Annotated in this window: 13 protein-coding genes and 1 pseudogene; 3 read left to right on the forward strand and 11 right to left on the reverse strand. The window is 66.6% G+C overall.

The window, feature by feature from the left end; all coding sequences use genetic code 11:
• Positions 1-97 precede the first annotated feature (97 nt).
• On the forward strand, positions 98-682 hold the full coding sequence (locus tag ACO2Q2_RS16970; RefSeq protein WP_423257434.1) for a LysR substrate-binding domain-containing protein: 585 nt from the start codon (positions 98-100) through the stop codon (positions 680-682).
• 7 nt (positions 683-689) lie between these two features.
• Here ACO2Q2_RS16970 and ACO2Q2_RS16975 read toward each other — a convergent pair whose 3' ends face one another.
• From ACO2Q2_RS16975 to ACO2Q2_RS17015, 9 genes and pseudogenes are all read right to left on the reverse strand, one after another.
• The gene (locus tag ACO2Q2_RS16975) at positions 690-2651 is read right to left on the reverse strand and encodes a relaxase/mobilization nuclease domain-containing protein (RefSeq protein WP_423257435.1); all 1962 of its coding nucleotides are present in this window, start codon (positions 2649-2651) and stop codon (positions 690-692) included.
• Between the two features lie 436 nt (positions 2652-3087).
• Complete coding sequence (locus ACO2Q2_RS16980; protein WP_423257436.1) at positions 3088-3675, reverse strand: S26 family signal peptidase; 588 nt, start codon at positions 3673-3675, stop codon at positions 3088-3090.
• Positions 3672-4203, reverse strand: a pseudogene (locus tag ACO2Q2_RS16985) (DUF2840 domain-containing protein). Before ACO2Q2_RS16985 ends, ACO2Q2_RS16980 begins: the two are co-directional and overlap by 4 nt.
• Positions 4200-4451: a chromosome partitioning protein ParB gene (locus tag ACO2Q2_RS16990; protein ID WP_423257437.1), complete on the reverse strand. Its 252-nt coding sequence runs from the start codon at positions 4449-4451 to the stop codon at positions 4200-4202. Before ACO2Q2_RS16990 ends, ACO2Q2_RS16985 begins: the two are co-directional and overlap by 4 nt.
• On the reverse strand, positions 4448-5086 hold the full coding sequence (parA, locus tag ACO2Q2_RS16995; RefSeq protein WP_423257438.1) for a ParA family partition ATPase: 639 nt from the start codon (positions 5084-5086) through the stop codon (positions 4448-4450). The genes ACO2Q2_RS16990 and parA overlap by 4 nt, the downstream gene beginning before the upstream one ends.
• Positions 5087-5321: 235 nt before the next feature.
• Positions 5322-6176, reverse strand: coding sequence for a replication initiator protein A (locus ACO2Q2_RS17000; RefSeq protein WP_423257445.1), 855 nt, complete (start codon positions 6174-6176; stop codon positions 5322-5324).
• 26 nt (positions 6177-6202) lie between these two features.
• The gene (locus tag ACO2Q2_RS17005) at positions 6203-6484 is read right to left on the reverse strand and encodes a helix-turn-helix transcriptional regulator (RefSeq protein WP_423257439.1); all 282 of its coding nucleotides are present in this window, start codon (positions 6482-6484) and stop codon (positions 6203-6205) included.
• A gap of 125 nt (positions 6485-6609) precedes the next feature.
• Positions 6610-7365: a DUF7011 domain-containing protein gene (locus tag ACO2Q2_RS17010; protein WP_423257440.1), complete on the reverse strand. Its 756-nt coding sequence runs from the start codon at positions 7363-7365 to the stop codon at positions 6610-6612.
• Positions 7366-7684: 319 nt separating this feature from the next.
• Positions 7685-8035, reverse strand: a complete 351-nt coding sequence (locus ACO2Q2_RS17015; protein ID WP_423257441.1) for a DUF2958 domain-containing protein — start codon at positions 8033-8035, stop codon at positions 7685-7687.
• Between the two features lie 296 nt (positions 8036-8331).
• On the opposite strand from ACO2Q2_RS17015, the gene ACO2Q2_RS17020 reads away from it, so the two are divergent.
• Positions 8332-8622, forward strand: a complete 291-nt coding sequence (locus ACO2Q2_RS17020; RefSeq protein WP_423257442.1) for a helix-turn-helix domain-containing protein — start codon at positions 8332-8334, stop codon at positions 8620-8622.
• A 66-nt stretch (positions 8623-8688) separates the two neighbouring features.
• Here ACO2Q2_RS17020 and ACO2Q2_RS17025 read toward each other — a convergent pair whose 3' ends face one another.
• Positions 8689-9006 (reverse strand): DUF736 domain-containing protein, encoded by a 318-nt coding sequence (locus ACO2Q2_RS17025; protein ID WP_423257443.1) that lies wholly within the window; start codon positions 9004-9006, stop codon positions 8689-8691.
• Positions 9007-9818: 812 nt separating this feature from the next.
• Here ACO2Q2_RS17025 and ACO2Q2_RS17030 point away from each other — a divergent pair.
• A complete protein-coding gene (locus ACO2Q2_RS17030) occupies positions 9819-10475 on the forward strand; it encodes a hypothetical protein (RefSeq protein WP_423257444.1) in 657 nt (218 codons plus the stop codon).
• Between the two features lie 161 nt (positions 10476-10636).
• Here the strand turns inward: ACO2Q2_RS17030 and ACO2Q2_RS17035 are convergent, their stop codons facing one another.
• Entirely contained in the window at positions 10637-12667 is a 2031-nt protein-coding gene (locus ACO2Q2_RS17035) for a ParB/RepB/Spo0J family partition protein (protein ID WP_423257446.1), read from the reverse strand.
• Positions 12668-12865: the final 198 nt, after the last annotated feature.

Genomic DNA, 12865 nt, shown 5'->3' on the forward strand with positions numbered 1-12865 from the left:
GGCCACGCAACTGCTCGACACCGCTGGCGCCCTACGCCTCGTCCCCACCCCGGTCGACACCGGCATCCCCGAGGTTGTTACATAGAAATCTCGCGCCGTGTGTTGGGTTACTGTTGACACGTTCCGATATCCGGACATCGAACTCGATCTCGACTTCAACGACAGATTGATCGACGTGATCGCCGAAGGCGTCGACGCCGTCATACGCAGCGGTGATATGGGCAACTCTCTGCTCAAGGCTCGCCCCTTAGGGAGGTTCCGCTTCGTATTGGTGGGATCGCCTCAGTATTTCGCTCGTCGTGGCACGCCGCGGACGCCCACCGATCTACCCAACCATATATGCCTGAGATACAAATTCCCCACGACGGGTCAATTGCAGGAGTGGAAGTTCGATGTCGAACGGGTTGGCACGGATCGCCTTCCCGTCCCCAGCACTCACACATTCAACAATGTGGAGGCGCTTATTTCTGCTGCCGTGGCCGGCTTGGGAATTGCCTACTTGCCAGACTTTGCGGTGCGTGAGCCTCTCGGCTCACGCACATTGGCATCCACCCTTGAAGAATTCATTTTGGAGGGTGGCAACTTCTCCATCCTATGGCCCGGTCATCGGTACATGCTGCCCAAGCTGAGGGCCTTTGTGGACTTTCTTATCGAAATGCAAGTGCTGGGAGCATCAGGTTAGATTCAAGCTAATCTACTGACGGCCCTCGTCGACGACCAATCTCCCAGGACACGCTGGCACCATGCACCGTCGCGACAAGTTGCCTCCCCAGCCGCTGCTCGATCACCGGCTTCCACGGTAGCAGCGAGAAGCCCATGCCGTCATCGAGCATCGCGTAGCGACCGCTGGCGAGCATGACGGAGCGCCGGTAGATGCCCGCCACGCGCTGCCCGTCGGCCACAGGCCGATGCTCCAACCCGGTTTCGGCGGCAATGTCCTTCGCGGCCTGCGCCAGCTCGCGGCCACGCAGCGTCGCCAGCAGATTGCGCGCGAGGATGACGCGCTGCCCGCACTGCTCGGCCAAGCCCTGTTCGGCCAGGAAGTCGACGCGCTCGCGTAGCGCGTCCTTGACTTCGGCACCAAAGCCCAGGTTGCCCAGCCCTTTGCCTCTACCGACTAACTGCTGATCGAGCCAGGTAGCACCAATGACGCGGGTTTGCCGCTCGATGGGCAGGTGCGATTTCAGCTCCACCACCGCACCGTCACCAAGCCGCTGCGCATCGTACTGGCGGCCACGCTCCGCCAAGTCGTTAGGCACACACCAGACACCTTCGGCCTCGCGATCCACGATGCCGGCGCGGCGCAGGGCTTCGAGTCTGCGCACATGGGCGGCCACCACTTCACGAGGGTCGCGATCGAACCAGGTTTGGCCTTGAGCGACGGCCAAGTGATGATCGGTGCGGTACACACCATCGACGGCCAGTGCGGCGATGTTGCGGTCGGCGGCGCGCACTCCGGCCGCGCCTTTCACCTCCACGACGGCGCCGGCCGGGAACCGCTCCAGTTCCGACCGCCGCGGCAGCGCGACGTAGTGCGCCTTGCCGTCCGTGCCATCGACGACCAGATAGCCTTTGTCGTACAACTCGTCGGCCAAGCCTTTGCCAGCTACTCGGCCAACAAGGATGTGGCCGTCGCCGCCCGGCTCGAACACGGCCAGTTCACGCTGCCTGCCGCCCATGGCCCGCTGCATCGTGCGGATGATGTCTCCACGCTCGCCCATCGCCCGCAAGGTCGGCTCGGCCTCGGCGTGGACGGCCCACGCGCCGGGTTGCTGCTCAGTCGCCAGCCCCATGCGCTGCAAGTGTTGCAGACGACCGATCAGCATTTGCCGCTGGCGTTGCAGCCGGGGTTCGGCGAAGCGTTCGACGCGCACCAGGCCATCGTCGCCGGCCTCGCGCTGCAAAGTACGATCCAGCCCCGTCCACCGCTCCTGATCGACTTCGCGCTGCAGGGCGCGCTGCATCTCCAGCTCGGTGCGCGGCCCCAGCCATTCGGTCGCCAGCTTCGACGCACGCCGACGCATACCTTCGGCGATATAGTCGCGGGCAATGATGAGGTCTTTGCCGGTATCGTCCTTGCCGCGCAGAACGACATGCGTGTGCGGGTTGTCGGTGTTCCAGTGATCGACCGCGACCCACTCCAGCCGCGTACCCAAGTCGGCCTCCATGCGTGCCGTCAGGTGCCGGGTGTAGGTGCGCAGGTCGTCGAGCTGTTCGGCGTCCTCCGGCGAGACGATGAACCGGAACTGGTGCCGGTCGCCTTCGCCGTGCTCCTTGAATGCTTCAAGGTCGGCGTCGTCGGTCATCGGCCCGTAGGCATGGCCCGGCCCGCCTTGGCGATCGACGCCCTCGCGCTTGATGTAGCGCAGGTGCGCGGCGGTCGAGCGTGGCCCGGCCTGTTTCAGATTTACCAGCCGCGCTTTGATCGTCACGCGCCTGGCATTCGCCCCAAGTCCACGGCCCGCGAAACGCGCCGCGACGTGGCCGCGCCCCAGGCGGGAACCGGGGCGATGGCCGATCTTGCCTGCCGTCTTGCGGAGCTTCGCGCCGGCCTTGTTGGCCTGCCTCAGCACCTTGTTGATGTAGGTATCCCCTCGCTGTCTCGGCGCACCAGGACGGACGCGGAAACGATCGTCGTCGCGTTGACTCATGGGGCTGCTCCATCCAAGGGCGTCGCAGTCCAGCGGACGAGGCACGCGATTTCACCAACGGCGGTACGGCGTTGCGCACCTTCGCGGCACGCCGCCGTCCTATGGCGCGTGCCGCGCCACCGCCACGTGCAGACTGGTTTTTCGCGAGCCAGGGTGCCGCGACCTTTTATCTTGCCTTCCTCCTTTGCCCCTCGCTGTCGCTCCGGGCGTCGGCGGCCCGGCGGCGCTGCGCTGCTTGCAGCCAGCCCGCCGGCGAACGCGCCAATGGCCGCAGGCCGGGCGCGTTCGAGGCAAGACGCCTGCACCTGGGGCGGCTGCGCATGAGGTTGCGCGACGTGCGAAGCGAATGCACCCGCATGACACGACAACGTGCAGCGGGACGACACCCCGGATGGCGCGATCGAATACTCAACGCTATGCAGCGAATCGGTGGTGATCATCGGCGTGTCTCCAGCCAGACCGGATGCGCGATACCGAGCACGGCGGATGCGCGGACCGGGCCGAAGTAGCGACTGTCGAACGACGCAGGATTGGTCGTGCTCAACAGGAACAGTTCACCCGGCCGTAAGCGCCGGCACTGCCGCCAGGATGGCAGCGGCCGGCCGAGATGATCGGCGGGTAATACGGTGGCCACCCGCGCACCATCGATGCGCACGCCGCGACCAACGATGCACACCTTCTGCGGCGCGACGGCGGCTACCGGCTTGAGCAGCGGAATGCCCATCGGCAGGTAGCCGCGCCACGCGGCCAGCACAGCGGCCTTTGCCGGCGGCGGAACGAGCACGATGCTGCCCACGGACAATGATCGTGGCAGCGAGCCGGCGCGGCGGCCGAGCGGATCGACGCGATACCAACCGACCGCCACGCTGTCGGACGGGTTGTAGGTCAAGCGCGGCCGTGGCGACACGAACGCCGCCCACGCAAGCGCGGCGAAGCCGCAGGCGGACAGGCCAGCCAGCACGAGACGAGCGCGCCCGCGCGAGCGAGGACGCGGCGTGGCCTCGGACGTGAAAGCCATCGTCATGGCAGTGCCCTCCCCGCCAACCAGGCGGCGTGCCGCTCGGCGGTGTATTCGGGAAGCGGCAGGCGCGCAGCGAGGCGGTTGCCGAGCGTGCGCCAGTACGCGAGCGACACGTCAACGGGCGCGATGCCCAGCGCTTCGATGGCGTCGAGCCGCGCCAGCACGGCACGCACGGCGGATTCACCCTCGGCATGCAGCAGCAGGCGCGCGCCGGGCTGCACACCCGAGATGCGCTGCGCCGCGTCCAGCGGCGTACACGCCTGCATTACCATGAACTGCCAGCGGATCGTCCCATAGTCGTTAGCCTGCCAACGGATACGGCAGAACGTCGCTGGGCAAAAACATCGCGACGCGCCGCCAGCGGTCGAGCCGCACCAAGTGCGCCGGTTCACCGAAGCGCAGGTAGACGTCAATGCGCCGCTCGACGTAGACGAGCGAGACGCGCGTCAGCGGCGCCACGCTGGCTTGGCCGGCAAGCACCGCGAGCGCCGGTAACGGCGACGCCGTGGCCGTCGAGATCTGAGCATTCATGAGGTCTTCTCCGGGAACTCGCGTTCCAGCAGTTCGCGCAGCAGGTCAGCGACGGTCACGCCTTGGGTGAACGCCGACACCTTGATGCGCGCCCGCATCGCGGGCGTGACGTCGAGGGTCAGGCGCGCGGTATAGAGGTCGCCTTTCTGAATGCCGTCGGCGTCGCCCTGGCGAACCCACGCCTCGGCGTGCGGGTTCGCCGGCGGACGCGCGCCAATGACGATGCGTTTGCTATTGCGCTGGCTCATGCCGGCCACCGCAGCAGTTCGTCGGTAAGCGCCGCGATCTCGCGCGCAGCGGCGCTGTCGGGCGCCGTTTCGCGTGCGAGCCGGCCGGCGGCCACGCAATCGGCGAACACGATGCGCTGATGTACCTCCGCGCGCAGTGCAGGCAGTGGCTGGTCGGCAAGTGCGTTGCGCGCTTCACGGCCGATGATGGTGGTGCTGACACGCCGATTGATGACGAAGGCCGCCGCTAGCTGCGGCCGGAACACCTGCGCCTCGCGGATCAGCGCCACCATCTCGGCCGATGCCCACACGTCGTAGGGGCTCGGTTGCACGGGGATCAACACGCGCTCGGCCGCCAGCAGCGCGGAGCGCGCCAAGGCGGCGATGCGCGGCGGGCCGTCGATGACGACGTGATCGACGCGACGGGCCAGCTCCGGCGCCTCCAGGTGCAGCGTCTCGCGGGCGAGGCCCACGGCGCTGAACATGCGCGGCAAGCCCTGCTGGGCGCGCCGCTGCGTCCAGTCCAGCGCCGAGCCTTGCGGATCGGCGTCGAGCAGGACGACGTGCAAACCGCGCATTGCCAGCTCGCCGGCAATGTGAGTGGCGAGCGTGGTCTTGCCGACCCCGCCCTTCTGGTTCAGCAACGCGACGATCATGCATTGGCCCTCCGTCTCGGAAGACCAGCCTTTCGTGGTTGTGAGTGGTGCCGTTTGGCGGTTGTCCACCGAGGTGGCGCGCTTCTACTACCCGTTAGTGTTTTTAGGTTAGAGAAGTTAGAAGATTCCGAAACCCGCGTCGTTATTGGCTTTCCGGCGATTTCGCACGCCTGATGGCACGATAGGAACACGCCCGATAGCACGATATCCGGCACGCCTGATAGCACGAGGCCATTCACAGCTTGTCCCGCGGTTGTCCCCGTGCCGCGGCCAGCACGGGCCGGAAGGTCAGCAGTTCCGCGCCAGTGCCCGGCATCCGCGCGATGCCGAGCACGTAGCCAGGCAGCGACTGCCGCGCGACCAGGGCGCGCAGGTCGCACGCGAAGTCGTAGGGCTTCGCCGTGCTGCCCGACTTGCGGTGCAGGTGCCGGAAGTCGAATTGCCAGCCGCCGGGCTGTTTCCCGCCGTGCTTGCGCACCAGCCGATACAGCCACCGCTCGATGCCGCCGGTCAGCCGGAAATACGCCGGGTCGATGGTCAGCACCAGCGCGGCGTCGAGCACGCCGGCATAGAACCAGTCCGGCAGGATCAGTTCGATGCCCCGCGGCGTGCCGCGGGCGTAGGCCCGTTCCTTCCACTCGTTGATCCACGAGAAGCGATGCAGGCGCCGTCCTGTCGTCTCGCGGATGGACGTCGCGACGGTGGTCGATTGCAGGCGATCCAAGGCCGCTTTGAGGCGCTGGTAGTCGCGCAGCGACACGCCGCGTCCGATGAAGCGCAGGATCTCGTAGGGTGTCGCGTGCATCAAGCGCGACGGCCGCAAGCCCGCGTCGCGCGCTTCCACGATCTGCGAGGCCGCCCAGATCAGCACGTCCGCATCCCAAATCGTGGCGATGCCGTGTTCCCGCGTGCCCTCCACGCGCACGGTGACGCCACCGGCGCGGAAGTCGATCGGTGCCGTGCGCCGCGACTTCGCCAGCGAGAAGAACGGAAAGGCCATCAAGTCCTGGCTGTCGCGCGGCACCATGCCATCGCCCGGCAAGGCGCGGAACAGGTCGAGCTGTTCCCGCTCCCGCGATGGGCTGGGCATGGCGATGGCCACCGGCGAACCGCCGATCAGCGCGCACGGCTGTCGGCCGAGTGATGCTCGGCATACTCGGGATCAGACGTGGTTTCGTAGCTGCGCTGATCGGCCCAGCCATCGAGGTCGGCCACGGCGTACATGACGCGCCGGCCGAACTTGCGGAATTTCGGCCCGTTGCCGATCACGCGCTGCTTTTCGAGCGTGCGCGGCGACAGCCGCAGGTAGTCGGCGGCTTCGTCGTTGGTGAGGTAGCGTTGGGGTTGCGGTGTCGTAGCGACAACAGCGGCAGCAGCCTGCAAGGGAGCGGGACGCATCGGGTGAACCTCCATCGGTCAGGAACGCCCGGCCACATAACGCGACCGGATGGAGGCAGTCTCGGAAAAGCGGCGGGTTGCGCAGAGGGTCGTTTTAGCGCGCAGGCAAAACGACCCTCCCCCGGTCATTCAAGCTGTGCGAGGCGGCGATAGCCGCCGTGCATCAGCGTCTGGCCCCGGCGTACCAGTCGGCGCACGCGAGAGCGCAAGCCGCCGTCGGCGTACCAGCTTTCGGCGACCACATCCGCACCGAAGAGTCCCGCCGCCGTTTCGCGCAAGGACGCGCCCGCCAGGGTCGCGTCGAGCGCCTGCAGAGTGTGTAGTTCGAGCAGTGCGGCAGGTGTGGGCCGGCTGCGAGTCAATGCTGCAGGCGCGGCACCGCCGGCGGCGGCGCGTTGCTCCAGCCAAGCCGTCAACCCACGCTGGAGCGTGCCGACCGAGGCGCTGGCACGGAGCACATGGACGTAGGCCATGCCGTCCGCGAGGCCCGATGCCAGCGCCAGCCGCAGGCAACCGCCGGGCCACCGCGCCAGCAGCAGGAGGCGCTTGCCGTCGTGGATCAGGCATTTGTGGCCGGGGATGCGCCAGAACGCGAAGACGACGGCCGTCGGCGGCGGATCGGCATCCGGGTAGAGCTGGAGCACGCTGTCGTGATCGGGGAACCAGGCCGGATGCGCGTCACGTGCATCCCGCGCCGGGTCTGCGAGCAGGCGCAGGCCCCAGGCGTGCGCCGCCTCGGGGTGGCGACGATGGCGCAGCCAGTCGCGCCGATAGTCGGGGTTCCTGCGCAGGTACTCCCAAGCCAGCGCGGGGCCGTCGAGGTGCAGCACGTAGAGATACGCGGCGGTGGAATACCAAGGTTCGGCGCTTCGATCGGCCATGATGCACGCTCCCCTCATTGAGCAGGAACATCGCCACGATCGTCGCTGTGCAGGGACTACGGCATCACTTCAAGGCGTCATCAGGCACGAGGTAAAGTAACCAGCAGCGTCAAGTCCGATAGGCTCCGGCATCTTGCACGTGCAGTCCGAATCGTGACGGTGCGGCGTGCGCGAATCGCACGCCGCACGGAACACCCTGCCCCAAGCCGCGGCCCGCATCGTGACTTTTTCGGTCAGGCAGACCACCGCGCCACGCAAGAGTGGCGTTTCAGACTCGCCGGGTATCGAGCCAGACGAAGAAAGAAAGGAAGCAAGACGATCAGTCGGGGATCGAACCGTCGAGCTGTGCCAGCCGCACATACCCGGACAGCGGTCGTGCCGCGTGGAAATACAGGTCACGCAGGACGGGCCGCCCGAGCGGCCCGACGATAGCGGCCAGATCCGACAGCTTCACCACGCCCAGCGCGGGCATCCCGATGCCAAGGTCGATCAACCCCCAGGCGGTATTGCCATCGGTGGGATCAAGCGCGGCCAGCAGCCAGGTCGCGTGCGCGTCCGGCGTGAACAGCCGGACCACCGGCATTGGGTCGATGGGCTGGCCGATAGCGCGCGCCTCGCCGACGGCGAGCAGTTGCGCGCGTTGTTCGTCGGTAACGAGTGGCTGGGTCATGGCCGGGAATCCCACGAAACCGACGATGCGTGGATACGCTTTGCCGCCAAGACGCGGAAGCGTCGAAGCGGATGCATGCTTTCGTGCGGAAGCACGAAGGCGCATGCCATCGAATCCGACCATGCACGGAAACGTCGATGCGCAATGGTACATATCAGGAAAGACACGGAAGCGGCTCTCCGGTTTTGTCGAAATCCGTCAAAGCGGATTTCAGTAACACGGCAACAGGCTAAATTGCCGTCGATGAGTTAAAGATAACGTGGTTTTAATTGTCCCGCGAACGGACGCTTCTGTCCATGCAGAAGCGTCCCGTCCAGCCCGGCCGACCGGCCGGCGCCACCACCTTCGATGCCGAACTGGCCCAGGCGTTCGGTGCGGCGGTGCGTGCATTGCGGACGGAGCGCGGCATCGCCCAGGAATTGCTGGCGAACCAGGCCGGGATCGAGCGTTCCCACTTGGGAAAGATCGAACGCGGCGAGCACATGCCCACGCTGGCGCTCATCTTCAAGATCGCCAGCGCGTTGGAGTGCAGCACGGCTGCACTGATGAGCGCGACGGAAAGCCAGCTTGCGGCGTCCGGCGCGTAGCTGTTGCCGTGCTGCCTCTGGCAGCACTGCGCCCCGCCGCGATGGGCAGGGCGCGGTGGGCGGCGGTTAGTCCGCCTGCTGCGGCTTGCTGCGCGACCAGACCAGGTCGTGCGTGCCATCTTCGTTCTCGATCAGGCGGGCATAGACCGTTGCCGGGAACGATGGATCGTCGAGGGTCACGGACACGTAGGGCCGCTCGGCCTTGCTGACTTTCTTCCACGCTGCGCCGATGTCGTGGCCCGCCGCCTGCACGCGGAAGTCGGGGGCGTTCTCGCTGTCGCCCTTGTCGTTGGGAACCAGCTTGATCTTGACGTTGAGCGTCAGGGTGCGGAGCGTGCCGGTGAAGCCGTCTTTCTCTGCGGTGAAGGTGCCGATGTTAGCCATGACGTTTCTCCTTTCGGGTTGAACAAGGTCGCGCCAGTGCGTCCTTGTTGTGATCCGGCCGACGGGGAATGGGCTGGCTGCACCGCGCAGCGGTCGCAACAGCGTGGAGAACCTGGAAGCGCAAACAATTTGTCTCGCGAGGAAGCCGCGCAGCGGCGGGGAAATTGTTTGTACTGGAAGGTTGCGGCCATGAAGCCCAAGGCGCAGCCGCGTCCCCGCCAGGATTCACGACAAGTCAAGGACGCACGGGCCGCCTGTCCCGGATGGAGATATGGCTGACTCGGCATCTCCGCATGATGGCTGCACCGGTTTGCACCCTGACGCGGGCGAGGCCAACACCCCAACGACAGGCGAGAACGCCCCCTGCCGCAACTCGCGGCGATGTGCTTGAGACGCGGCGTGGAAGCTCCATAGGGCAAGGCCGAGCGGCGTGTCGGTGAACCGTCCTTCGTGACGACCAGGCGGCGAACCGTCAGCGTCGAGCACGGCACGCTTTGGCACAACCTGCCACAGCAAGCTGGGGCGTAGCCCCACAAGCCCCGTCCCTTGCGGCGGGGCGCAAGCACGTGGCAAGCGGAGCGCGCAGCGCCGCAGGCGCGAAGGCGTGAGGGATGGAAGCCGCATGGCCGTGACGACGAAGGCGACACGGGGCGCAGCCCGACAGCCCGGCCGGCGTGGACGCCGGCGCGCGCATCGTGTCCGGTCATCCGTGGCCGGGGAACTGCGCACGCGACGACACGGCACCGTCAATGGTCGCGCGGTTCGGTCGGCTATGCTCACACCATTCACAAAGAACGCGAACGAGCCATCCCGTGACCACCAACATTGTTTTCATCCAAGCCGGAATTTCCGCTGCCGGTATCGCCATTCAACTTTACATCGCATGGCGCAGCCGTAAGCAATCGGCGCAGCAGTCCGAAGACACGCTCGACATGCAGCGCCTCGTCTCGCATCGCGCTACCGCGGCATTCGTGGCCGACAAGCGCCAGAAGTGGATCGATGAGTTGCGCACGGACATGGCATTCCATCTAGCGCTATCTCAAGAAATCGCATGGAAGTGGGATGCGCTGCGCAGCAGGACCGCGCTCAGAATCAGCAAGGAAGCCCACGACGATCCGGCACGTTCCCATCGCATCCTGCAGGAAGCGGCGGATGCGTTTTCTGCAGAAAACGGCGCGCGTGACCGGGAACACCAAGAGCGGCACTTTCGCGTCACGTTCCGGCTCAATCCTCGGGAACCGCTGCATATAACCCTGCGTACATGCCTGGGTGACGTTCGCACCGTCCTAAGTAAGCTACAGGGCAGTCGCACGGACGCCGATGCCAAGGCGTTGATGGAAAGGATGGTGATTCTGATCGATCAATCGACCACTCTTACAGAACAAGTGCTCAAGGCGGAGTGGGATCGTGTGAAGCAGGAAGTCGCTTATCCCGAAGCCTTGATGGCCAAAATCCCCAAGCCCGGCTGATCGGCTTTCGCGCTCCGACCGGAGCGCACGCTGTCGCCGCCTGGCCGAAGGCGGTGACGGCGCGATTTTGCTGTGGACGTTGAAACCGGGCGTGGCAAACCTGCCGCGCCCCGGTTCGGGGAAAACCCCGGCACGAACCGCGCCGGGGTCATTCTGCTAGATCACGCGGCCAGCGCGAGGACCTCCACCTCGTCGGCAGCATCGCTCGGCGCGTCGCTGGCGCCCGCCGCACCCGGTACTCTTTCTGGCTCCGTGTGGTGCTCGGTCTGGAACACGGCAGGCATCCAGCCGCTACCCTCGGCCAGCCGTTCGGCTTCGCTGGCAATGTTGCCCTTCTTGAGCTTCGACAAGCGGGTGACGTGTTCCGAGGCGTACTGCTCGACAGCTTCCAGAATCGCGGCCTTCGGTACGTGCTGGAAATAGCCCTCGGCAGTCGGCTTCCACCATGCGGCCATGTCCAGCCCCACGGCCTGCGCCAGTTCCGTGCCGGGCCGGCGCTGCGTGGCGCGCGGCGTCACCACGTCCACCGTGGCCGCGACGCAGACGGCCAGTAGCCGCACCAGCTCGTCTTGCGATTTCGCCAGCAGCACGGCGAACAGTTCGGCGCTGTCCTGCGGCAAGGCTTCGCCCGCGACTTCCTGCAGGGTGTGCAACGCCACCGCCGCAGGCGATTCCGACACGTCCTGGGCAAGGTTTTCCAGCCGGTCTTTCACGGTCAGGCGCACGCCGAGCGGCAGGCCGTCGCGGTAGGCATTGGGCTGCAAGACGGTCTGCACCATGCCATGCACCAGCGCGGCCAGCGCGACGTGCGGATGCTGCGCGACTTCGATTTGCAGTGCCGCCGTGCGGTGGGCGCTCAACCGCTGCGCCAGCCGGTCGGAAACGTTCGCGGCCTTCGGTGCTTCGTCGGCATCGCCTTCGTCCTCGTTCGTGGCTCCGCCCTCCGCGAAACCCTGCCGCAGCCGGTGCAGCGTGCGCAGCGCCTTGGCCTCAGCCTCGCGCAGCAGCCCGCGATAGATCACGGTTTCGCCTTCGCGGTCGATGGTAACGATGGCACCGGCCACGGCGCGCACGTCCGACGCGTAGTCCTGCAAGGCGTCCTCGATGGCTTGCAGCTCCCCGGTCACCTGCTCGCGCCGTTCTTCCAGCGTGGCCACCTTGTCCTTGTCCTCGGCGTCGTAGGCTTCTTCCAGCGTCGTGTCGATCTTGTCGAGACGGCCTTGCAGCGAAGCGATGCGGCGGGCTTCGCGTGCGCTCGGCTCGCGGCGCTGGCGCGGCGCGTTCTGGAACGTCTGCCGGTCGGCATGGCTCATGTGCGGTACGGCTTCCACCCACGCCCAACCCTCGGCGCGCACGTCCTCGGCCTGCGCGTCCAGCTTGGCGCACACCAGCGATTCCAGCAGTGCTGCGTCGGTTAGGTAGGTTCCGGCATCGCCTTCGGCGAACAGGTCGCGGCGGATGTCGCCGCCTGCCGCCGCGTAGGCGTCCAGTCCGACAAAGCGCACCAGCGGATGCGTGGCGGTGATTTCGCGCTCGGTCAGACGGTCGCGCAGCGCGGGCGGGCTGCGCTGCCATTCCGGCGCTCCGTAGAACGCAGCTTCCTGCGCGGCGTGGTCGTCGGTGATGGTCAGGGCCATCAACTGTTCCAGCGTGGCGGCTCCGGCGCGGTAATCGGCCAACAGGCGCTGCGAGACGTTCGCCAGCTTCAAGCGACGCTGCACCACCAGCGGGGACACGCCGAAGTCGGCGGCAATGTCCTCGATGGGACGGCCTTCCTTGACCAGCGCGGCGAAGGCCGCGAACTGGTCGGCGGGGTGCATGGCCTCGCGCTGCACGTTCTCGACAAGGCTCACGGTACGGGCGGACGCATCGGCCACCAGCAGGCACGGCACCTCAACGTCGGCGGCGATGCGCTTCTTTTTCGCCAGCAGCTTCAACGCGGTCAGGCGGCGGTCGCCTGCGACGACTTCGTACTGCTCGCCACCGTCCTCATGTTGGGCGGCGAGGATGACGACAAGGTTTTGCAGCAGGCCGACGCGGGTAATGCTCGCGGCCAGTTCGGGGATGGACTGGCGCGGGGTCGTGCGCACGTTGCGCTTGGAGCGGCGCGGCAACAACTGCGATAGCGGCACCAGAATCAGGTTCTTGGTCGGGTCGGCCACTTCCAGCGGCGCGGCGGTTTCAAGGGCGATAGCTTCGGCCTGATTCCGTGACGCGCTCCGAGCATAGCGCGCCGACCACCATCGAGCGCCCGATTCGCGCTGGAGTTGGCGATGTGCACGACACGTTGAGCCGTTGGGTTGCGCAGTGTGCGCAAAAAGTCGTCGTGGCGAGGGGTGCTGATGATCATTTCCCCCGTCGTTCCTGCCCGCCGCGCAGCCGCTCGCCAC

This window comes from Dyella sp. KRB-257 (assembly GCF_049445995.1).
GTDB lineage: Bacteria > Pseudomonadota > Gammaproteobacteria > Xanthomonadales > Rhodanobacteraceae > Dyella_A.

What these genes read in the sequence shown, in the direction of transcription:
- ACO2Q2_RS17010 (WP_423257440.1), bottom strand. Translation starts at nt 7,365, where the DNA reads ATGGCCGATCGAAGCGCCGAACCTTGGTATTCCACCGCCGCGTATCTC.
- ACO2Q2_RS17000 (WP_423257445.1), bottom strand. Translation starts at nt 6,176, where the DNA reads ATGCCCAGCCCATCGCGGGAGCGGGAACAGCTCGACCTGTTCCGCGCC.
- ACO2Q2_RS17005 (WP_423257439.1), bottom strand. Translation starts at nt 6,484, where the DNA reads ATGCGTCCCGCTCCCTTGCAGGCTGCTGCCGCTGTTGTCGCTACGACA.
- ACO2Q2_RS17025 (WP_423257443.1), bottom strand. Translation starts at nt 9,006, where the DNA reads ATGGCTAACATCGGCACCTTCACCGCAGAGAAAGACGGCTTCACCGGC.
- ACO2Q2_RS17015 (WP_423257441.1), bottom strand. Translation starts at nt 8,035, where the DNA reads ATGACCCAGCCACTCGTTACCGACGAACAACGCGCGCAACTGCTCGCC.
- ACO2Q2_RS16975 (WP_423257435.1), bottom strand. Translation starts at nt 2,651, where the DNA reads ATGAGTCAACGCGACGACGATCGTTTCCGCGTCCGTCCTGGTGCGCCG.
- ACO2Q2_RS16980 (WP_423257436.1), bottom strand. Translation starts at nt 3,675, where the DNA reads ATGACGATGGCTTTCACGTCCGAGGCCACGCCGCGTCCTCGCTCGCGC.
- parA (WP_423257438.1), bottom strand. Translation starts at nt 5,086, where the DNA reads ATGATCGTCGCGTTGCTGAACCAGAAGGGCGGGGTCGGCAAGACCACG.
- ACO2Q2_RS17020 (WP_423257442.1), top strand. Translation starts at nt 8,332, where the DNA reads ATGCAGAAGCGTCCCGTCCAGCCCGGCCGACCGGCCGGCGCCACCACC.
- ACO2Q2_RS16990 (WP_423257437.1), bottom strand. Translation starts at nt 4,451, where the DNA reads ATGAGCCAGCGCAATAGCAAACGCATCGTCATTGGCGCGCGTCCGCCG.